This window comes from Flavobacterium sandaracinum, from assembly GCF_004349135.1.
Lineage (GTDB): Bacteria > Bacteroidota > Bacteroidia > Flavobacteriales > Flavobacteriaceae > Flavobacterium > Flavobacterium sandaracinum.
The window spans coordinates 13,930-37,397 of the sequence record NZ_SMFN01000002.1 but is presented as its reverse complement, the minus strand read 5'-3'; the positions used below and the strand labels follow the sequence as shown (position 1 = coordinate 37,397).

Sequence of the window (23,468 nt, the reverse complement as noted above, 5' to 3'; positions counted from 1 at the left end):
AAACAGCTCCTAAAAAAAAGTTAATGCCCCAAATTATTTGGAAATCATAAATCGTAAATCGTAAATCATAACTACCTTTGCACCTTTAAAAAATCATATTATGAACCTACAACATATTCCACAAATCAAATATACTGAGAGTGGCAATTTCTTTCTTCTAGCGGGCCCTTGTGCTATTGAAGGGGAAGAAATGGCGATGCGAATTGCCGAAAAATTAGTTGGAATTACTGATACATTACAAATTCCTTTCGTTTTTAAGGGTTCTTTCAAGAAAGCAAATCGCTCTAGAATTGACAGTTTTTCAGGTATTGGAGATGAGAAAGCATTGAAAATCCTTAGAAAAGTTTCAGAGACTTTTCACGTTCCAACTGTTACGGATATTCATACCAATGAAGATGCTGATATGGCGGCTCAATATGTTGATGTGCTGCAAATTCCCGCTTTTTTAGTGCGCCAAACTGATTTGGTCGTGGCTGCTGCCAATACGGGAAAAGTAGTCAACTTGAAAAAAGGACAATTCATGAGTCCAGAAAGCATGAAACATGCCGTTCAAAAAGTATTGGATTGTCACAATGAAAACGTCATGGTTACGGACAGAGGAACCATGTTTGGCTACCAAGACATGATTGTTGATTTCAGAGGAATTCCTACGATGCAACAATATGCTACTACCGTTCTTGACGTTACCCATTCGCTGCAACAACCCAACCAAACAGCTGGAGTAACTGGCGGAAGACCTGATATGATTGAAACTATCGCCAAAGCTGGTATCGCTGTAGGCGTGGACGGAATTTTTATTGAAACTCATTTTGATCCTGCGAATGCAAAAAGCGATGGTGCTAATATGTTGCATTTAGATTATTTTGAATCCTTAATGACTAAACTAGTTGCCATCAGAAAAACAATTAATACATTTTAAATTTAGGCCCCAAATTCATTGAAATATCTTTTTTATTATTCCGCATTCCTTACTATTTTATTCACCAATAACACAATTGCACAGAAAACTACAGAAATTCAAAATAAATATACAACACATAACAAAGGAAAATTTTTTATATCCTGGGGAGGAAACAGAGACAATTACTCCAAATCAGACATCACTTTTAAAGGAAAAGATTACAATTTCACTTTAGAAAATGTTCAAGCGCATGACAAACCAAAAGGTTGGCATATAGATTATATTAACCCTTCAAGAATGACGATTCCCCAAACTAATTTTAGAATGGGGTATTTCATTAGTGACCATTATAGTATTGCTATTGGTGTGGATCACATGAAATATGTGATGACCCAAAATAAAGCTGTTGACATCGATGGGTTTTATCCGAATCCAGGATCGTATGATGAAATATTGCCCAACAATCAAGTGTTATTGACTGAACAATTTCTAAAGTTCGAGCATACCGACGGTTTGAATTATGTGAATACTGAGTTTTCTAGACATGACGATATCTCCTCAATGTTCGCTATTGAAAATACTGATAAAATTCAAGTCAATTTAACGGAAGGTGTTGGATTTGGTCTATTGTACCCAAAAACAAACACAACTTTATTAGGAAAAGATCGTCATGATGATTTTCATGTTTCAGGTTTTGGAACATCTTTAAAAGCTGGGCTGAATGTTACTTTTTTCAAACATTTTTATTTACAAGGAGAACTTAAAGGAGGTTACATCAACATGCCAGACATTCGAACTACACAAAACACTGAAGATAGTGCGTCGCAAGATTTTTTATTTTTTCAGAGAATAATTGCCTTAGGAGGAATTTTTAGAATTTAATTCATCTTCTATAAAAAAATTAAATAAGCTGTCATAAATGATGGCTTTTTTTATGAATTTGATTTAAAGAAACAAAACATATAAAATTAACAAGTGTTTCATTTTTTTTTCTTTTTTTTAATTTTAATTAGTTAAATTTATAAATCCGATTTGCTAGTTTCAAGTTGCGTAATTTTAATACAGTATAATTCCTTAAAATTATAAATGACTAAAAATAACACCACTATATCTTCTTTAAAAACAGACTATCACTTTGATAATTTCTTTAATATCTCCGCAGATTTTATATGCATTGCAGGATTTGATGGCTATTTTAGAAGAATAAATCCGGCTGTTTCAAAGTTATTAGGCTTTACGGAAGAGGAATTATATTCTCGACCTATCAGCAGTTTTGTTTACACACCGGACCTCCAAATTACTATAGAAACCAGAGAACAAGTTTATAAAAACAAACCTCTTTTAAATTTTGAAAACCGCTATTTAACTAAAAGTGGCGAAATTGTCTGGTTATCATGGACATCAATGCCTGTTGAGTCGGAGAAATTAGTCTATGCAATTGCCAAAAATATCACCCATAAAAAAAGAATGGAAGAAGAGCGCAATTTGCTTATTGCAAATTTGACGCAAATCAACAAAGAACTAACGGTTTTGTCTCATAAAACTTCGCATGATTTAAAGTCTCCCATCAATAATATGCTTTCTGTTTTCAGCCTCATTGATGTTTCAAAAATTAATGATCCAGAAACGTTGGAGTTAGTAGAAATTCTTAAATTAACCAGTGAAAATTTAAAACAAACTTTAAATGATTCTATTGATCAATTGGTAGAAAACGAAAGTATGAATACTCAAATTGAAGAAATAAATTTAAATGAATCACTCGCTGAAGTTCTTGTTTCTATAAATTCCTTGGTCCACGATTCAAAAGCAGTTATTAATATTGACTTTTCTGCATTTGAGCACATCACTTTTAACAAAGCATATATCAAAAGTATATTTTTGAATTTACTTACTAATTCAATCAAATATACTAAACCAAATCAAGCACCTATTATTACCATCTATTCCAGAAAAATAAACGGTGTAAATCAATTAATTTTTTCTGATAATGGACTCGGTTTTGATATGGATAAGGTGAAAGATAAAATTTTTGGATTGTATGAAAAATTCCACAGTAATATTGACAGTAATGGTATTGGTCTATATCTAGTGTACAATCACATTACTAGTTTAGGCGGAAGAATCGCCGTGGAAAGTAAAATAAATGAAGGTGCTACGTTCACAATTTCTTTTAAATATTAAAAAAAAATGATTGTAATTAGTTGGGAATATTTAATGTCGCACTATAAAGAGTGGAATAATTTTTAACATATAAGTCAAATAAGTTTTAAACCTTAAATGACCTTATTGTTACTTAAGTAATATAAGCTCAACACAAGTGAAACTTAAACTTTCATGACTTATATGGTAAAAAAAATGCGACATTGTTTTATTCTTATTGCTTAAAACCAAAAACTGTTGCTTTTTTTACTTAGCTATACCGTTTTGATCCATCAAATAAAGTAAAGACGCCATTGCTGCCGCTCCTAGTTCCAACTCTCTTTTATTGACAGCATCAAAAGTGTCGTTTGCAGCATGATGATAATCAAAATAACGTTGAGAATCTGGTTGTAATCCGACTTTTACAATGTGATTGGATTGTAACGGACCAATATCAACCCCAGAATGTCCTTTTACAAATTTGTGTATTAAATACGGTTCAAATAAAGTTGACCAACTGCTGATTTTGTTGAAATTTGCTTCGTCAGCTTCAATTGAAAATCCTCTTGGAGAAAATCCTCCCGAATCACTTTCTAAAGCAAAAATATGATTTTCATTGTTTTTATTGGATTGTGTTTCATATTCTTTTCCGCCTCGAACTCCGTTTTCTTCATTCATAAACAACACCACGCGTAACGTGTTTTTAGGTTTATAACCAATATTTTTGAAGATATTCAACACTTCCATACTTTGGACACATCCTGCGCCATCGTCATGAGAACCATCTCCAAGATCCCAAGAATCAAGATGACCGCCAACGACCATTATTCTTTCAGGATGTTCAGAACCCGTTATTTCACCAACTACATTATAGGACAAAACATCATCAAAAGTCTCGCAAGATTGCTTGAAATATAATGACGCACTTGGATTTTGTTTTAAACTTTTGCTTAAAAGTTCTGCTCCGTTTGTACTAATAGCAGCAGCCGGAATTCTTTGTTCTTTGGCAATATCTCCATAATTAGTTGCACCGGTATGCGGTAAATCATCTAAGCGCAAATTCATCGATCTGACAATAACGGCTAAAGCACCTAGTTTTCCAGCTTCTCTTGCTCCAGAAGATCTTTGGTCTACGCAACTTCCATAGGCTTTGAAAGTTTCAATAAATTCTGGATTCATCGGTCTATTAAAGAAAATAATTTTTCCTTTTACTTTTGCTTCTCCTAATGCAGTTAGTTCTTCCAAACTATTTACTTCCAGTATTGGCGCTTGCAATCCTTTTTTAGGAGTGGCAACTGAGCCGCCAAGTGCGCAAATAGGGAAAGTAATCTTTTGTTTCCCTACTTGTAAATAAGCGATTTCTTTTTCGCCCCGAACCCATTTTGGCACCATTACTTCCTGAAGGTACACTTTATCTAAACCGAGTGTTTCTAATTGTGCTTTGGTATACAAAACCGCTTTATCGGCTCCTGTGGAACCTGATAATCGGGATCCAATGGTGTTGGATAAATGTTCCAGCCAAGGATAACATTTGGCATTAGTCAGGGAAGATTTATAAATATCTTTTAACGCTTGTTCGTCTTTAGTTTGCGCAAAAACGGTGATTCCACCAAATAAAAGTGCGGCTAAAACAATTGATTTTTTCATAATAAATTTAAAGCTTTTTTGGTATTCTTCTTTATAATTCTGGTTTTGGTAGCTGTCGCAATTTCGTAATTCTTTGCGAATATTTCAGGTTAGATTCAAAAAAAATCCTGCAAGTTTTAAGTTCTTGCAGGATTTAATACTTATTGGATCGGTTCGAAACTGATTGCTGTTCCTCCACCTGGAGCCAAATTCAATTTGATTTTTGATTTGCTGGTCACCACAATCGTCTTGATTTGATATGCAATTGGATTGTTTTTCCAATCGGCATTTTTAGCATCCTCATAAATGATGGCTTTGTATTTTTTCCCTTTGGTCAAGAAGTCTAACTTTATTTCTGATGTTCTGGCATTCTCATCGGTTATTGCTCCTAAAAACCACGTTTCTTTTCCTTTTGTTTTTCGGGCAACTGTCACATAATCGCCTGGTTCCGCTTCTAAATATTTACTTTCGTCCCAATCCATTTCAACATCTTTGATAAACTGAAAAGCGTCTGGATATTTCTCGTAATTTTCTAATAAATCAGCCGCCATTTGCAACGGAGAATACATCGTTACATACAAAGCCAGTTGTTTGGCTAAAGTGGTATGAACCTGCTCCGTTTTATTTTTATCATAATAACTCATTTTAATTTCGAATATTCCCGGCGTGTAATCCATCGGTCCACCCAATTGTCTGGTAAATGGCAAAATAGTTTCGTGCATAGGCGGATTCCCAACGCTCCAAGCATTGAATTCATTTCCGCGAGCCGCTTCGGCAGCGATATAGTTAGGATACGTTCTTCCAAATCCAGTTGGTCTTGACGATTCATGCGAGTTAATCATAATCTTATAATCCGCGGCGCGTTTTACCACAAAGTTAAAATGATTCACCATGGATTGCCCGTCATGGAATTCGCCACGCGGAATGATTTTGCCCACATACCCTGATTTTACTGCTGGATATTCATATTTTTTCATCAAATCAAAAGCGCGATCCAAGTGTCTTTCGTAATTGCTTACGGAACCCGATGTTTCGTGATGCATGATCATTTTTACGTTTTTTTCTTTGGCGTAAGCCGAAAGCGCCGCAATATCAAAATCTGGGTACGGCGTGGTGAAGTCAAAAACTTCCTCTTTCCAATTTCCGTTCCAATCTTCCCATCCTACATTCCAACCTTCAACAAGAACCCCGTCGAAACCGTTTTTTGCAGCAAAATCAATGTATCGTTTCGTGTTTTCGGTAGTTGCGCCGTGTTTCCCAGACGCTTTTGGTGCATCTGCAAAATTGGTAGCATTTTGAGAACCGGCATAATCCCACGTCGATTTCCCTACGTGCATTTCCCACCAAATCCCAACATATTTCATAGGTTTGATCCAAGAAGTATCTTCTAATTTTGAAGGTTCATTTAGGTTCAAAATCATTTTAGAAGCTACAATATCGCGAGCATCATCGCTAATCATAATGGTTCTCCAAGGCGATACATATGGCGTTTGCAAATAGGCTTTATCACCAATCGCATTCGGAACTAATTCGGCTTTTAATTTGTAATTTGTCACATCAGCATTCAAATGCATGACTGGATAATTCACTACTGCCGCTTCAAAAATATTGAGATACAAACCGGAAGGCGCTTTCATCATCAACGGCGTTTGAACCATGTATTTCCCTGGAATTGATTTTACTCCAATTCCGTTATTCATATTGATTTTGGAGTTATCAATATCAGAAAACTTAGTTTCGTTGTATTCGTATTCATTGCTGTCGAAATCTCCTGGAATCCAAAATACTTTATTGTTTTCAGTTAAATTGAATTGGGTAACCTCATCAGAAATAATAAAATAATTGAGCTCTGCCTGTTTTGGAAAATCATATCTGAAAGCTACTCCTTCATCAAAAACTCTAAAAATGATATTCATTTTCACCTTAGTTTCCTTGTTGATCAGCGAAACATTAAGTTCATTATAATGATTTACAATACTAGATTGTTCCCCTAAAACAGGTTTCCAAGACTCTTTGAAAGTACTTGCTTTTGAAGTCAGTATTTCAAAATTTGCGTCTAAAGCTGGTTTTTCTTTTAATTTTATTCCCAAAGCACTTTCTAAAACGACAGCTTTATTTTTATAGTTGACCGCATAAGAAGGCTGTCCGTTAGCCTCTAATTTAAAACTTAAGGCAATTTTACCCGAGGGCGATGCGACGTTTTGCGCCTGTGCAAAACTCAATACAAAGAGCAGGCAAAGAGAAAATAAATATTTCATTTTGATTGATTTTTTTGAATTGATAAAAGTAAATAAAATAGGGTTGTATTAAAGTATCCGTTTTAACAAATCCATTTTTTTTGTTACAAAAAAAACCCTCCGATATAAATACCGAAGGGCTGATCTTAAATAAACAAACCAAATTTATTTAATCAACTCAAAACTAACCTTGTTATCAGTACTGGAATTAGTACCTACAAATACATCAAAACTACCAGGCTCAGCGATAAACTGCAGCTCTGAATTATAAAATTTTAATTCTTCAACAGAAATTTCAAAAGTAACCGTTTGTTTTTCTCCCTTTTTAAGAGCAATTTTCTGGAAACCTTTCAACTCTTTTAGTGGTCTTGTAACGGAACCCACTAGATCTCTTATGTACAACTGGACCACTTCTTTACCTTCATAATTTCCTGTATTGGTAACATCAACAGTAACTTTTACATTCTCATTGTAGTTCATTTTATCCGATGAAATTTTCAAGTTTGAATATTCAAAAGTCGTATAACTCAATCCAAAACCAAACGGATATAAAGGTTCATTTCTTTCGTCGATATAATTCGATCTGAATTTTTCGAACTTTCCTTCTTTATTACCTAACGGTCTTCCCGTGTTTTTTTGATTGTAATAAATAGGGACTTGACCAACGCTTCTTGGAAAAGTAGCCGTTAATTTTCCCGAAGGGTTTTCATTTCCAAACAAAACATCAGCAATCGCACTTCCTGCTTCACTTCCTGCAAACCAAGTATTCAAAATAGCTGGAACTGTTTCATTTTCCTGCACCAAAACCAATGGACGACCTGTAAATAAAACCAAAACTACCGGTTTTCCTGTTTTCAATAAGGCTTGCAATAAATCTTTTTGAGCTTGTGGAATCTCTAAGTTTGTTCTGCTGCTGCTTTCTCCAGACATTTCTGCTGATTCGCCTAAAGCGGCTACAATTACATCCGATTGATTTGCGATTTTCAAGGCTTCAACCAATAATTCTTCGGAAGTTCTGTTGTCGCGGTGTAACGTTTTCCCGAACATGGTTGCTTTTTCTTCGAAAGCGGCATCATAATCCAGGTTGCTCCCTTTGGCGTAAAGCACTTTCGTATCCTTGCCACCCACTTCTTGAATTCCTGCTAGTAATGAAATGGATTTTTCCATATTTGTAGCCACACTCCAAGTTCCTGCCATATTTTCTTTGGCATCAGCCAATGGTCCGATTAAAGCAATCGTTCCTGATTTTTTAAGCGGTAACAACTGATTGCTATTTTTTAATAAAACTAACGATTGTGCAGCAATACTTCTTGCTTCATCTCTATGACTTTTTGTGAAAATTTCTGTTTTAGCTCTATTTTCATCACAATATTTGTAGGGATCTTGGAAAAGTCCCAAATCATATTTGGCATTCAAAATAAGACGTGCGGCGTTATCAATTTGTTCAATAGTCACTTTTCCTTCTTCTACTGACTTTTTTAAAGTCGTCAAGAAACCTTCGCCCACCATATCCATTTCTATTCCAGCATTCAGGGCCAGAGCGGATACGGTTTGTAAATCGCCCATTCCGTGTTCGATCATTTCCGGGATTCCGGTAAAATCAGTTACTACAAAACCTTTAAATCCCCATTGTTTTCTTAAAACATCTGTCATTAACCATTTATTTCCAGTTGCAGGTATTCCATCAATTTCGTTGAAAGACGCCATTACTGAACCTACGCCAGCGTGAATAGCCGCTTTGTAAGGCGGAAAATAATCGTTGTACATTTTAATTCGGCTCATATCTACCGTATTGTAATCACGTCCTGCTTCTGGCGCGCCGTACAAAGCAAAATGTTTCACACACGATAAAATGGTGTTGTTCTTTGACAAATCATTTTGTTGGTAGCCATTGACCATTGCTTTTGCAATTTCGCTTCCTAAAAATGGATCTTCACCGGAACCTTCAGAAACTCTTCCCCAACGTGGATCACGGGAAATATCAACCATTGGAGAGAACGTCCAGTTGATTCCATCGGCACTCGCTTCCTGCGCAGCGATTTGGGCACTTCTTTCAATTAATTTCATGTCCCAAGTTGCGGACAATCCTAGCGGAATAGGAAATGTCGTTTCATAGCCGTGGATAACGTCCATTCCAAAAAGCAACGGAATTTTCAATCGGCTTATTTCGACGGCAATTTTTTGTACTTCTTTTATTTTTTGAACCGATTTGATGTTGAATAAACCACCTACTTTTCCGTCCTCGATATTTTTGGCCACATTAGAACTACTCGCTGCACCGGTAGTAATATCACCTGAAGTAGGCAAATTCAATTGCCCAATTTTCTCTTCCAAAGTCATTTTTGAAAGTAATTCTGCTACAAATTCTGTTCTAGGTTTAATTTTAACCTGCTTTTTAGGGCTCTTTTTTTGGCTGTAGCCAAAAAGTGAAAGTCCAAAAAGTAGTATGATCAATTTAATTTTCATCTTGTCTGTTTTTTGTTTGTTTGAACATCCAATCATATATTTCTTGGTTGTCATATACTCGTGACCAACTGTCGTGATTGGCATCATCAAAAATTGTTAGTGTCACATTAGCTTTACAGGTTTTTAATTTTTTATACATGGCAATCGAATAGTCGACATGTACAACATCATCGAGTAAACCATGAAAAATTCGAGTTGGAATCGCTGCGATTTTACAGTTTTCCACCATCGGGATTCGATCTACATATCCTGCAATAGGCACCAAAGCGGCAAAGGTTTCAGGATGTGCAACAACCAAATTCCAAGCGCCCCAGGCTCCCATACTAAGACCTGTGAGATAGATTCTATCGCTATCAACATTGTTCTCTTTTTGTATTTTTAAAATCAAACGATGCAGTACCTCTTGGTTCCAATATTCATTCTCGGGACATTGTGGTGCCAAAACATACGCGTCTAATTCGTGACTTTTTAAATACTTGAATGGTCCGTGCGCTTTTACCTTTTCAATATCAGTTCCTTTTTCACCAGAACCGTGAAGAAATACAATCAGAGGTTTTTTCTCTTTAGTATTTTTCGGAATGTGTAAAGCATAAACTAGCTCGTTCTGATTTATAATTTCTGTTTTTATTTTCCCTACTATTTCATTTTGTGCGAAACAGCTGACTGAAAACAAAATCAATAACAGTATCCTGCGATATTTCATGATAATTCAAATTTAAAAACCGTGTTGGGTAGATTTGAATCCTATTGCTTGCAAACCAGTTCTAACTTCTGGAGCTTGCATAAATAGTTTCCAAATTAAACCTGTTCGATGATTTTCGATCATTGGCGCAATTGTCCCTTGATCAATTGCTAAATAGCGTGGCGTAACCCAATTATAATGTGTTGAAAAAGCATCGTAAGGTCCAGCGATACCGATCAAGTCATTCTTTCTTTCATTATACAAGTACAATAAAAACTTCATACTTTCAACTGGCGTATAAGGAAATGAAGATAAGGCAGCCGTAGGTGTTATGACTCCTGTGTCATTCAAAGGTTGGTGCGCGGTATATCCAGTGGTTCCATCAATATTTCTAGTGTAACTTGCAGTAAGTCCCCAACATTTATCTGAATAGCCTCTCCATTGTTTTGGATTAGCAACACAATATTGATTGATAATCTTAGAATGATTTTGTGTTAAATTCCCATAATTAATAGAACCATCAGTCAAACCTCTTGGATCCAATCCCAGATAGGAATATTGAGCCCAAAATAGAGGTCCTACATTTCCAGTTGCACCATTATGATTGACAATTACTGGAATTCCATATTGAGAACCTCCATTTACAATGGCGCCACTTCTAGCCCAGCCTTGGTTGTATGCAGCAACAGGAATTGGATGTGTAGGAGAAGAAGCACCTAATACGTAAGCGATTAAAACTTCGTCATATCCTTGAAGCTTAAAATTCATGTCCCATCCAAAATTAGGAGACCAATGCCAGTACATCGCATTTTCACCTCTTGTGTACCAATCCCATTCTACACCTTTCCATAGCTCGTCTGCTAATGTTGAAAGTGTTATTTCGGATGCGTTACCGCTTTTAAAATATTCTCTTAGTGTCAATAATCCTTGACACAAAAGTGCAGTTTCAACAATATCACCACCATTATCTTTAGCGCTGAATGGGATGACTCTGCCAGTTCTACCGTCAATCCAATGCGGCCAAGCTCCATGAAATCTATCCGCGTTTTTTAAAAAATTCAGCGCAGTTGTCATTCTAGTTACTGCCTCAGCTCTTGGAATAAAACCACGTTCTATCCCTACAACAAGGGTCATCAATCCAAAACCCGATCCACCAGTTGTAATAATATTAGATTCAAAACTGGGTTGATCTGCGAAATACCTTTCGCGAGCTAATTTTGAGTTGGTCTCTGCATAATCCCAGAAATATTTAATAACATCTCTTTGAACTTGATCCATAGCCTGCGTTTCAGTCAACGGAACTATTTGAGGAGCAGGAGTAGTAGGTAATGGAGTTCCCGTACCTCCTCCCTCAGGAGATGGTGAAGATGAACAAGATATAAAAAGGGTTATAAAAAGTAATCCATAAGTGATTTGTTTTTTCATGGTAATAAATTATGTATGTTAATAATCAAAGCAAACTTTGCTCACTATCCAGCGGTAAAAATTTATCGACCATCACTTTCTAATTGAAATAAAAAACGAATGTCACTGGGAGTAAGCGCTGATTTATAAATACGCAATTCATCAAGTAAACCAGCATAACTAGTAGCCCAATCCTGCGGTGTTCCATTATTTAGTGCTGGAGTGGTTTCAAAGGGATGCGTACCAATAACTAATTTACCATTGATTCCTGCCATTTGAAAATCACCAAATCTTGGAGCATTATTACTATTATCTAAACTGCCGGGATTGTCTGCATAAAATATAGTTGTTCCATTAACTCCAGCTGCTGGAGCATATGGAAATGACCCCAAATTGCTTGCTAATTCACCATTGACATAGGCTGAAAATCTACTAGTAGCTGCATCATACGAAAAGACCACATGCATCCATCTATTTATATTATTATCGATATTAATGATGGGACCCCAACTTCCCCACGCTACTCCCGCTCTACCGTTTTCTAAATTAACTTTCAATCGAATTCGATTGGGAAACGCTGCGTCTGGATTTTCCATAAAGACATTTAATGCACCCCAAAACTCCGTAGGTCGCACAATACTGAATATTCCTTGAGCACCTTTACCTTGCCCAGCCACTGCTGGATCAACCGTATTAGCAGTATTCATCCAGAAAGAAAAAGTAAAGCTATTTAGCCCCGTAAGAGCCGTACTAGCATTTCCTGTAAAGTAACGTTCTTGAGTACTAGAGCCATTATAGGCATTCCCTTTTGCTCCAACAGCGTAAGCAATATTAGTACCCAGTATATTACTAATTGCGCCCTTGCTATCTGTTAAATTATTTTCAAAACTCATTTTAGACACTAAGTCGGCAGAAGCTATATCATCTGAGTTTTCAAAACCTCCAATTGGTTCATAAGCAATTGGCGCATTTACCTTATCAATATTATCTTGTGTGCAGCTTACAAAAAATTGTGAAACCAAAGCACAAGTGAATAGTAAATTATATTTGTTTGTTTTCATTTTATCAGTTTTTTAAAATTAATACCCTGGGTTTTGTGACGATAATCCAGCCGTTTCATTAATGAACAGTTGAGGCAATGGAAATACTTCATGCTTCCCTGCTACAAATGTTTTTCCATGAATGGCAAATGCAGCCACTGCTTGACCAGTTCTCACGACATCAAAAAAGCGATCGTGTTCAAAGGCCAATTCAACTCGTCTCTCTTTCCATATTGCTATTCTCACATCGGCTTGTGAAACGGCAGTTGTATTACCTAACCCTGCTCTTAATCTAATTTGGTTTAATAAAGGGATTGCAACTGAAGTTTGATTTAACTCATTTAACGCCTCTGCTTTCATTAATAAAACTTCAGCATATCGCAAATACCTAATATTTGTATCTGATTGATCAGCATCAGGAATTGCCGAAGAGTACGCTTTGTAATTGTATCTTGGATTTTCAACGGTAGTTGGCACAACACGTCCATCATACAAAGTAGTTCCCGCAAAAATAATTGTAGCATTTTTTCTAACATCGCCTACTTCGTAAGCATTTAGCAAACTTTCAGATGGAGTATTAAAACCCCAACCCCAGCCACCTGCACCACGTGCCCCTTGGCTCACAGAGTAGTTTTGAATTCCTTTAATAGGTATAGATCCTACACCTTGAATTTCAAAAATAGATTCTGGCCCATTTTCACCAGCTAATCTAAACATAGATGCATAGTCAGGAACTATAGAATAGCCAGTAACGAGATTACAATTATCAACCACTTTTTGCCAATTTTTTTGGTACAGATTCACTTTTGCTAATAAAGCATAAGCAGCTCCTTTTGAGGCTCTACCTCTTTCACTGCTGGAGTATTGCGACTTTTCAAAAAGTACTTCAATGGCATCATTCAAATCTTTTTCTATAAAGGCATATACTTCCTCTTTTGATTTGCGTGTTAGCTGCATAACTCTATCTTCCTGGGATGAAGGATTGGGTAAGCGATCTATAATAGGCACTCCACCATAAGTTTTTACTAATGTAAAATACATAAAAGCTCTCAAGAACTTTGCTTCACCCATTAATCTAGCTCGCAATGTAGCATCGGCTTTATCTAGTTGAGGAATTACATTCAAAGCTTGATTGCATCTATTTATGCCTTCATAATTAGCCGAAAAAATTTCAGTAATTGATAAGGAAGAAGGGTTATAAGTCAATGCATCCATAACATCTTTATCTGAGCCTGTATCCCCTGGGGATGAACCTTTATCGGCATCATCTGAGGCAATACTTGAAACTCCATTCCATGAAAACGATGACATGTTAAAATCTAGAAACTTACTATAAATTGCAGTAACAAACGTGGCTGCACCTGCATCATTATTGAACAATTCAACATCTTGAGTTGATATGGACTCTGTTTGATCCACATCTAAAAATTCATCTGAACATCCAGAGAAAAAAACTATGGATAGCACAACTATTGATAAATATATCTTTTTCATCTTATTAAAATTTTAAATTAGCTCCTACAACTATTGATCGCAATGCCGGATAGGCATTTAATTCAATCCCTTGACTTCCATAAGGGTTCCCATCACCATTTAACTCTGGTGAGAAACCTGAAAATCTTTGCGTGATAAAAGGATTTATAGCATTAACGTATATTCTACATGCATTGATAAACATTCCTTCTAATGGAATTTTATAACCCAGTGAAATATTGTTGACTCTAAAAAAGTCACCTGATTCTAAATAAAAAGTAGATGCTACGGGTACTTGGTTGAAAGGAGCAGGATTTGCAGCCGTTGTGTTGTTAGCTGTCCAAAAATTAGTTGCTAACGAATCTTCAACATTTTCTCCTGTAAATCGTTGCGCTTTTTTACCGTTATACACTTTTGCTCCAGCAGTACCATAACCATCTACAGAGAAATCAATGTTTTTGTAAATGACACCAAGAGTAACACCATAATTTGAAGTTGGTAAAATAGAGCCTACATACTTTTTATCGGTGTTAGCATTTAACACATCTTGAGTAACAGCATTTCCAGCAGCGTTTAAGTACAGCTTTTCACCAGTAGAAGGATCAAAACCTGCATATTCATACATAAAAAAACTGCCTAATGGTTGACCAACTGAAGTATTATCTAAGATTTTAGTGAACTGTCCATTAGCTAAATCTCCCCCTATAACTGGTGCAAGAGTAGCGTTGATTAATCCTGTTAGTTCATTTTTATTACTGGAAAAATTTCCTCCTACCCAGTAACTTAAATTATCGTTAATTTGATCATCCCATCTCAGCGCTGCTTCATAACCTCTGTTAGATACTTCGCCCACATGCGCTGGCGATGCACTACTAATGCCAGATGTTATCAAAGGCCTAGTATTCAAAATTACATTATTTGTTGTTTTGTCATAGACGTCAAAAGACCCTTTTAGTCTACTATTTAATAACTCAAAATCTAAACCTATAGAAGCTTCTTCAGTAACTTCCCATGATAAACTAGGATCGATTTGTGAGTTTACGGTTGTACCATCTAATAAAATGGAACCACCTAAATATGAAGTAAGTCCTGCTACGCTATAGGCCTGATTGTTTAAAGGAACATTTTGATTGCCTAACTTACCCCAACTACCTCTCAATTTTAGTAAGTTTACTGATTTAACATCAGCCATAAAATTCTCCTTTGTAATAATCCATCCCAAGCCCAAAGCTGGAAAAGTTCCCCATCGAAAATCTTTCCCAAAATTTGAAGATCCATCTCGTCTCAACGTACCTGTTACTAAATATTTATCCATCAATTTATATTGAAAACGACCGAAATATGATAATAATCTACTTTCATTAAAAACCGCATCGTTAAAATTTAAGACTGTCGCTCCATAATCAACTCCAGCTAGTGACCAATAGTTTGAATTTTCATTCACATTCCTTCTTACAACTCGCAATTCTTCGCGCGGACCTCTCACAGAAGTTTCAGTACCTGCGGTAATTTCAATATCATGAACCGACGCAAATACTTTATTGTATGTCAAATAATTTGATAAGTTCCAATTGAAATACTGATTTCTCCCTTTAGTCAAGACATTTATGTTTCTATCGGCTGGATATACAATGGAACTCAATCGACCTGGATTGTTATTTGTCTCAAAAATCCTTTTGCTATCCTCAAAATTATAATTTTTCCATGAGTAATATTCGCCGTTAAACTGCGACGTGAACTTCAAAGAATCTAAGATATCGTAATCTAATTTCAAACCACCTTGCAACGTGATGCTGCGCTGTTGTTCGTTAAAGTAATCCAGTTGAGCAACAGGATTACCAACATTGTTAAATGAAGAACCAGCAACACCAGCAAATCCGTCACCTCCTACAAAAGGAACACCGTATTCCCCATTTGGGAAACGAACTGGAATGATTGGAGATTGTTTGTAAGCGTTTGTAAAAGCATCCAGAGGTTTAGGTGTCGAATTAGAGGAACCAAAACTTAGATTTTGGCTTACGGTCAATTTCTTAGATATCTTAAATTCGTTATTCGTTCTAAAAGTAGTTCGACTAAAATCTAAGCCATTCAAAACTGCCTTTTCCTCATAATTACCTACACTAAAAAAGTATTTCACAGTTTCTGAAGATCCTGATACCGAAATGTTGTTTTGCGCATAGGTTCCTGTTCTTGTAATGGCATCAAACCAATCGGTGTTTACAGGTTGATCCTGCGAAAAAGTAGTGGTTTGTAAAGCAGCGTTAGAATAATGAGAATACTTATTACTTCCAGCCATTTTTACCGTTCGTAAAGGTGCTCTAAAACCGGCAAATGTTTCAATTTCTACTGCAATTTTATTACCTCGTCCTTGCTTAGTTGTAATAATAATAACACCGTTAGCTGCTCTAGTTCCATAAATGGCTAAAGAGGACGCATCCTTCAGAATTTCATACGCAGTGATATCATTTGTGTTTATATTATTGATGTTTTCTGTAGGCATCCCATCAACAATATAAAGTGGCGTTCTGCCTCCTAGAGCAGTTCCTAATCCCCTTATAATAACTGAAGGCGCGGCACCTGGTAAATCAGAGGAAATAACTTGTACACCTGCAGCCTTACCCTGTATTGCTTGCGAAGCGTTTAAAACTTTCATTTTAGATACTTCCTCAGCTCGCAAAGAGGTTATGGCAGATGTGTTGTCAATTTTTTTCCGGCTACCATACCCAATAATAATGACCTCTTTCAATTCAGTATCTTTTGAATCGCTTAATGTTATATTCATTACCCCGTCTGCTGCGGTAATAGAAATAGCTTCGAAACCAAGCATACTTATTTTTAATACCTCACCGATTTTGGCATTGATATTAAAATTACCATCAAAATCAGTATCAGCAGAAGTTTTAGATTCAGTTGCAATAATAATTGCTCCAGGAATTCCTAAGCCTTCCTTATCCACTACTTTTCCCTTAATTACTTGACCAGACATGTAGGCTGGAAGCAACAGGAGTGCTAAAAAGCTAAAAATAATATTTCTCATATATCAATAATTTGTTAAATTAATTACAGCCAAAGTAGATAATTACAACGTTATAGTTAGTTAAATGAAAATACTACATAATTACATCAAAATTGTAAAATAAGACAATAAATCAATGTTTTATGGGAGCTAACGACCACACAAGTGTGCCGTGTCATTACTGTATGATGTAGTAATGATGTACTAGGATTTCACAACAAAAGAGGTTATTTAATAACGTATCAATAAAAATAACGCGTCTTTTATATCGTTAATAAAAATTTAGAAAGATTTTCTTCTTGAGTAAGGTTCAATTTCTTACGCAAACGATAGCGATGCAACTCCACTCCTCTGAAAGATATATTCATCATGGGTGCAATTTCTTTAGATGAAAGATTCATTTTTAAGTAAATGCAAAGCTTAATATCCTTTGAAGTGAGAGCCGGATATTTTTTAGAAAGATGAATGATGAATTCATTATGAATTTGGTTCAAATTTGTTTCAAATGTTTCCCATTCATGTTTATTGACAGCATTAATTTTAATGACTTTTTTAATTTCACTTTTCAATTTATTGAAATCCATATCCGAATCTAAAATTCCTTGAATATTCTCTATCATTTCACTTTGCTTTGCAATTGATAGTGACTTTCCTGCTACTTCTGAGGATTTGGATTGCAATTCTAATTCTAAAATATGTTTCTCATATTCCTGAATATTCAATTCGTTATCAGCCTTTAATTCCATTTCGAGAATTTTCTTTTGATGCTTTAATTCTTCATCTCGCAATGCTAACTTTTGAACATATCGCATTTTATTCCATTTGTAATACAGGTACAAAATCAAACCGATAACAATTAGATACAATGCAATCATCCAAAGCGAAAAATACCAAGGCTTGGCCACAATAAATTGGAAATTAGAAAGCAAGTCATAATTAAGTCCATCATGAAGATAAACGCTAATCTCTGCAGAGCCACTATTTAAATTATTTAAAACAATCAATCCTTCGCTTACAGGAATAAATTCTTTTGTTCCGCTTATTTTATAAAATAAATGAGGTCTTGCTGCTCCAAAAACACCAGACAATACATGCAACTGTAATTCAGAATTATAAGGGATTTTAGATTTGTTTGGAACCAAAACGTCGTTCACAAAAGCTTCAATCCGAATTTTAGAATCACTCTTATTAACCTCTTTTAATTGCAGCGAAATAAAACCATCATCCAGATTTAACAAATAATTGTTCTTGTATTTAAATACTTTTAAATTGTCATTGATAATTTTACCTCTATAATATTTCTCTTGGATAATGTTGCGAACAAATTTATTCCCGTTAGCATAAATAGTATATAAAAGCCCTTCTTGTAGTAGTAGAAAGTGATTTTCATCAATGGATACGATGTTTGATACATTTTTAAAGTTTGCATTAAACAATTCATTTTCCTCTAATTGATTAGTGATGGAATTATAAGTGTACCATAACTTATTGATTAAAAACAGAATCTCATTTCTAAACTCAAATATTTTCACCCCAAAATCATTCTTAATTTTGCTGCTTTGCGTTACATTATTTAAAGCAGTTGTTTCGTACGCATCATTATAAAGAATTCGATACAAACCTCTATTATTATCCGCAGCCCATATTTCATTTTTTCGGTTTTGAGCAACGTATTTTATCGGTTTTAAAATTCCCTTTATTACTATATTTTGATTCAAATTATTCGCATCATTATAAATAAATACGCCGCTGTAAGTTGCTTGCAAATACGAATTATTAATGCTGCTTTTGGTTACATTCCACCCTCCATTTATAGTACTTAATTTGGAAAGCACGCCATTATCGTAAAGAAAAGTCCCTTCATTATGACCTATCAAGTATTTATCATTTAATTTGCTGATATTCCAAGCTTGTCCTTGCGTATCCGGTATTAAGGAAAGTTGCTTGTCTTCATATTTAAAAATCCCATGGTTAGAAGCCATCAAATAGCCTTTTGACGTACTTGCAACGGAATAAACCGATCCTAAAATACCTGAATTATCGTAAAAGATAGAAATAGGAGAATTAACCTCAATATGAGCAATTCCATTGTCTAATCCCAACCATAAGTCATTCTCTTTGTCTAAACCAATACTCAAAATGGAGTTGTTCATCAAGACATTATTCCGATTGATATTTTGATATGAATTCGTGTTTAAATCAAAAATATAAACCCCTTTATTAGCCGTTCCTATGACTAATTTATTATTTTTAATAAACGCAGCAACATTGATGTTAGCTGCTTTCAAAATTGGATTTAAAGTACTATTCCAAGGTTTAATAACTCCGTTTTCTGCTACATAAACACCATTTTTTTTGGTGAAAAAATAGATTTTATTTTGGAATTTTTCAATAGCATGAATTACGTTATTTTCTAAGATGGACCATCCTGGAATTTTTTCAAATGCGGCACCATTCATTCTATGAATTCCTTTTTCTACTGAAGCGACTAATAATTGATTGTCTACCACAAAACAATACGAAACCAGAAAAGGGAATTTATTTTTCTGTATTACTTTTCCATCATACAAAAAAAGTCCGTTAAACGATTGAAAGTAAATTTTACCTTTGAATTTAAATATCTTCCAAATTTCTTCATTATCACTATCGTCAAAAACCTTTGTTTTATCAGAAATAGAAACATAGAGCATCTTTCCTTTTTTTCGGGTCCAATAGCCAAATTCTTTATACGAACCTGTATAAATACGATCACCATCGACCATTACGGAACGAATTATGGTTTTGTTTGGCAAACTATATTTCTCCCATTTTACCCCATCATACCGCAGTAAGTAATAATTATTAGCAAAGTACATTGCGCTATCATTCCCTTGTGCTACACTCCAGATCTGATTATCACCTTGATAATTTGATTTGTTGTAATTTTCAACAAACGGTAGCAACTCTTGCGAATAAAAGGGCAAAGAAGTGAAATATAAGAGGAAGAAGAGGGCAATTTTTACTTTCAAAATAGGGTATTTTATGTCCAAATATAATCAGATTTATTAAATATAGAGCCAAAAAAAGCTTCTGGTTAGAGAAGCTATTTTAGTACTATTGCATTTATTAAGTCGTTAGCAATTCAAAAACCTGATTGGCAATTTCGATTTCTTCATTGGTAGGAATAACTAATATTTTAGTTTTAGAATCCTCGGTATTGATTTCTCGAATTTCTTTCGAGCGAATTTCATTTTTGGATGCATCCAATTTTATTCCGAAATAGTCCATATCCGTACACACTAATTTCCGGATATAAGAGGAATTTTCTCCAATACCAGCCGTAAAAATAATAGCATCTAATCCATTTAAAACTGCGGTGTAGGAACCTATATATTTCTTTATTCGGTAGGCATTCATGGCCAAAGCCAACTGACAATCGGCATTTCCATTTTCCGCATTGGCTTCTATGTCTCTTAAATCGCTGTAGCCGGTAAGTCCCAGCATTCCGCTCTGTTTTTGCAACATCGTATTCACGGCTTCAAGCGAGTACCCTAATGTATTGACCAAGTAAAAAATCACAGATTGATCTACATCTCCGCTTCGGGTTCCCATAATCAATCCGTTCATTGGACCAAAACCCAACGTATGATCGATGCTTTTTCCATCTTTTATCGCGGTCATACTGCAACCATTTCCTAAATGGATCGTAATAATTCTAGACCCTTTATTTAAAGAATTTTGCTTTAAATACTGAATCGCATTTTCCGAAACATATTTGTGACTCGTTCCGTGAAAACCATACACGCGTATTTTATTTTCTGTCAAAAGGTAATTGGGTATCGCATATTTGTGCGCCACAACAGGAATCGTTTGGTGAAATGCCGTATCAAAAACAGCCACTTGTTGTGCTGAACTAAAAATGCCTTCAGCCACATTTATCCCTTCTAAATTTGCAGGATTGTGTAAAGGAGCTAATTCAAAAAGCTGTCTAATTTTATCCTTGACTGCAGCAGTAATAATTACCGTATTAGAAAATGCACTTCCTCCATGAACGACACGATGTCCAACGGCATCAATTTCTGCGGTGCTTGTAATCACTCCAACTGTTTCATCCAGTAAGAGTTGGGCAATTTTTTCTAATCCAATTTTATGGTTTGCAATAGGCATGTTTTCTTCTAATTTAGTCGTATCCGTTACATACGTTAAATTCGAAGTTTCCAATCCTATTCGGTCAATCATCCCTGAACAAATCACTTCGTTTGCCGGCATACTGATTAACTGGTATTTTATAGAAGAACTGCCTGAGTTTATAATTACTATTTTCATTTATTTTTTAATTTTTTTACGGTTCTAAGGTCCAAAGCCACTAAGGCCCTTAGTCACTTAGAACCTTATGCCTCTTTACAATCCCTGTGCTTGAATCGCCGTAATCACGACTGTATTTATAATATCATCAACCGTACAACCGCGGCTCAAATCGTTTACCGGTTTGTTCAATCCTTGCAACATTGGACCAATTGCCAGCGCACCTGTTTCTCTTTGTACCGCTTTATAGGTATTATTTCCTGTATTCAGATCGGGAAAAATCAAAACACTGGCTTGCCCTGCCACTTCTGAATTGGGTAATTTACTTTTTCCAACGGCCATATCAACTGCTGCATCATACTGAATAGGACCTTCAATTTTTAAATCGGGGCGTTTTTTCCGCACTATTTCAGTTGCTGTTCGTACTTTGTCTACTTCATCGCCTTTTCCTGAAGAGCCAGATGAATACGAAAGCATGGCAATTTTTGGTTCAATTCCAAAAGCCAAACTAGAATCTGCTGAGGAAATAGCGATTTCAGCCAATTGCTCCGCAGTAGGATTTGGATTAATGGCACAATCCCCAAAAACAGAAACTCGATCCTCTAAACACATGAAAAATATAGAAGAAACCACAGAGGAATTGGGTTTCGTTTTAATGAATTGCAACGCTGGTAAAATGGTGTGTTGCGTGGTATGTGCCGCACCGGAAACCATTCCGTCTGCATGCCCTTTGTACACCATCATGGTTCCAAAATACGAAACATCTTCCATTAAATCTTTCGCCATTCCCAAGGTTACATTTTTGGCTTTTCGCAACTCATAATACGTATTTACATAATCGTCATAATGCTCGGATGCTATGGGATTGATGATTTCTACTTTGGAAAAGTCAAAAAATAATCCCAACTCTGCTACCTTACTTTCTATTTGTTTTTTATTTCCAATGATAGAAATATCGACTACGTCCATTTCTAATAAACGGGAAGCTGCCATTATGATTCTGTCGTCATTGCCTTCTGGCAACACAATATGTTTTCTATGCTGTCTCGCTCTTTTTACCAAATTATATTGGAACATTTTTGGTGTCATTCCTTCTGCTTCAAAAGTGATTAATTTTTCAGCTAAGTTGTCTAAGTCCACATATTTTTCGAAAGTAGTAATCGAAATTTCAATCTTCTGCTTGTTGTTTGCATAAATTTTAGATTTGATAGAACCTATTTTATTGGTAATGTAATAGGTCCCTTCTTCCACTGCAATAATAGGAACAACCGTCGAAAGACCTTCTATCAATTTTAAAATACTGATCTCCGGCAAAATATTCCCTGTTAAAACGATCCCAGAAATAGTAGGATAATTAGCCGACTCATTTGCTTGTAAAGCTCCCAAAATTATATCGGCTCTATCGCCCGGAGTAATTACCAGACTGTTTTCTTTTAAGTGCAGTAAATAATTTCGCAACTGCATCGCACCGACACTAAAATTTCCTGTTTGATTGTTTAAGTGGGCTTCGCCAAAAAGTACTTTTGCATCCAGCTCCTTAACAATTTCTTGAACTGTTGGATTATTCAAATTGTGGATCAAAGGAATCGCATTTACCAACACGCTTTCAGGCAAACTTTTTCGTAGGCCAGTAGTGACTATGTCTATATTTTCATGCTGCACTTTATTGGCAATTACGGCCAGAACCTCTACATCTTTCACTTTAAAAGAGTCGTACGCAAGATACAAACTGTCCAAGAGTTCCTCTAAGGTTTTACCTACTCCAGATCCAACAATAATAGTTGGTATTCCCAAATTTTTTGCAATCAGCACATTCATGTCCAATTCGATCACGGTTCCTTCTCCGCTGAAGCCAGTTCCTTCGACCAAAACAAAGTCAAATCGTTCCTCTAGTTTTTTATATTTTTCAATAATCAAATCAAGAACCTCTCCTATTTTTCCTTTATTTTTTTTCTTGATTAACTTACTTTTTGTAATAGCAAAAGCATCTTCAAATGCGATATCCAAACCAAAATGGCCAATCACCGTCTCAATGTGATTGTCAAATCCTCCTTCTTCGATATCTTCAATAATTGGTCTAAAATAACCCACTTTGGCAGTTTTACCAATGAGCATGCTCATTAGTCCTAGTGTGATGATCGACTTACCGCTATTTTGTTCGCTTGTCGCTATATAAATGGCCTTGTTCATTTTTTTATTT

The 23,468-nt window shown here is 35.5% G+C and carries 14 protein-coding genes; 3 read left to right on the top strand and 11 right to left on the bottom strand.

Features of this window, described 5'->3' with window-relative positions; translation table 11 throughout:
• Window positions 1–100 precede the first annotated feature (100 nt).
• From kdsA to E0F91_RS01990, 3 genes are all read left to right on the top strand, one after another.
• Window positions 101–919 carry a 3-deoxy-8-phosphooctulonate synthase gene (gene kdsA, locus E0F91_RS02000; protein ID WP_132064700.1) on the top strand — a complete coding sequence of 273 codons (819 nt, stop codon included), beginning with the start codon at window positions 101–103 and terminating at the stop codon, window positions 917–919.
• 18 nt (window positions 920–937) lie between these two features.
• Entirely contained in the window at window positions 938–1,783 is an 846-nt protein-coding gene (locus tag E0F91_RS01995; protein ID WP_132064699.1) for a hypothetical protein, read from the top strand.
• Between the two features lie 204 nt (window positions 1,784–1,987).
• Entirely contained in the window at window positions 1,988–3,082 is a 1,095-nt protein-coding gene (locus tag E0F91_RS01990) for a PAS domain-containing sensor histidine kinase (protein ID WP_132064698.1), read from the top strand.
• A 225-nt stretch (window positions 3,083–3,307) separates the two neighbouring features.
• On the opposite strand, the gene E0F91_RS01985 is transcribed toward E0F91_RS01990, so the two are convergent.
• The 11 genes from E0F91_RS01985 to pta all read right to left on the bottom strand — a co-directional run bounded on the left by E0F91_RS01985 (window position 3,308) and on the right by pta (window position 23,458).
• The gene (locus E0F91_RS01985) at window positions 3,308–4,687 is read right to left on the bottom strand and encodes a M28 family peptidase (RefSeq protein ID WP_132064697.1); all 1,380 of its coding nucleotides are present in this window, start codon (window positions 4,685–4,687) and stop codon (window positions 3,308–3,310) included.
• A 140-nt stretch (window positions 4,688–4,827) separates the two neighbouring features.
• Window positions 4,828–6,924 carry a glycoside hydrolase family 97 protein gene (locus E0F91_RS01980; RefSeq protein ID WP_132064696.1) on the bottom strand — a complete coding sequence of 699 codons (2,097 nt, stop codon included), beginning with the start codon at window positions 6,922–6,924 and terminating at the stop codon, window positions 4,828–4,830.
• Window positions 6,925–7,068: 144 nt separating this feature from the next.
• Window positions 7,069–9,369, bottom strand: coding sequence for a beta-glucosidase BglX (gene bglX, locus E0F91_RS01975; RefSeq protein WP_132064695.1), 2,301 nt, complete (start codon window positions 9,367–9,369; stop codon window positions 7,069–7,071).
• Window positions 9,359–10,072, bottom strand: coding sequence for a carboxylesterase family protein (locus E0F91_RS01970; RefSeq protein ID WP_132064694.1), 714 nt, complete (start codon window positions 10,070–10,072; stop codon window positions 9,359–9,361). Before E0F91_RS01970 ends, bglX begins: the two co-directional genes overlap by 11 nt.
• Before the next feature lie 12 nt (window positions 10,073–10,084).
• On the bottom strand, window positions 10,085–11,476 hold the full coding sequence (locus E0F91_RS01965) for a glucoamylase family protein (protein WP_132064693.1): 1,392 nt from the start codon (window positions 11,474–11,476) through the stop codon (window positions 10,085–10,087).
• Between the two features lie 62 nt (window positions 11,477–11,538).
• Window positions 11,539–12,516: a LamG-like jellyroll fold domain-containing protein gene (locus tag E0F91_RS01960; RefSeq protein WP_132064692.1), complete on the bottom strand. Its 978-nt coding sequence runs from the start codon at window positions 12,514–12,516 to the stop codon at window positions 11,539–11,541.
• An 18-nt stretch (window positions 12,517–12,534) separates the two neighbouring features.
• On the bottom strand, window positions 12,535–13,989 hold the full coding sequence (locus E0F91_RS01955) for a RagB/SusD family nutrient uptake outer membrane protein (protein WP_132064691.1): 1,455 nt from the start codon (window positions 13,987–13,989) through the stop codon (window positions 12,535–12,537).
• A gap of 4 nt (window positions 13,990–13,993) precedes the next feature.
• Window positions 13,994–17,005, bottom strand: a complete 3,012-nt coding sequence (locus E0F91_RS01950) for a SusC/RagA family TonB-linked outer membrane protein (RefSeq protein WP_132064690.1) — start codon at window positions 17,003–17,005, stop codon at window positions 13,994–13,996.
• Window positions 17,006–17,247: 242 nt separating this feature from the next.
• The gene (locus E0F91_RS01945; RefSeq protein WP_132064689.1) at window positions 17,248–19,992 is read right to left on the bottom strand and encodes a LuxR C-terminal-related transcriptional regulator; all 2,745 of its coding nucleotides are present in this window, start codon (window positions 19,990–19,992) and stop codon (window positions 17,248–17,250) included.
• 97 nt (window positions 19,993–20,089) lie between these two features.
• Window positions 20,090–21,289 carry an acetate/propionate family kinase gene (locus E0F91_RS01940; RefSeq protein WP_132064688.1) on the bottom strand — a complete coding sequence of 400 codons (1,200 nt, stop codon included), beginning with the start codon at window positions 21,287–21,289 and terminating at the stop codon, window positions 20,090–20,092.
• Window positions 21,290–21,364: 75 nt separating this feature from the next.
• Window positions 21,365–23,458 carry a phosphate acetyltransferase gene (gene pta, locus E0F91_RS01935; RefSeq protein WP_132064687.1) on the bottom strand — a complete coding sequence of 698 codons (2,094 nt, stop codon included), beginning with the start codon at window positions 23,456–23,458 and terminating at the stop codon, window positions 21,365–21,367.
• Between the last annotated feature and the right edge of the window lie 10 nt (window positions 23,459–23,468).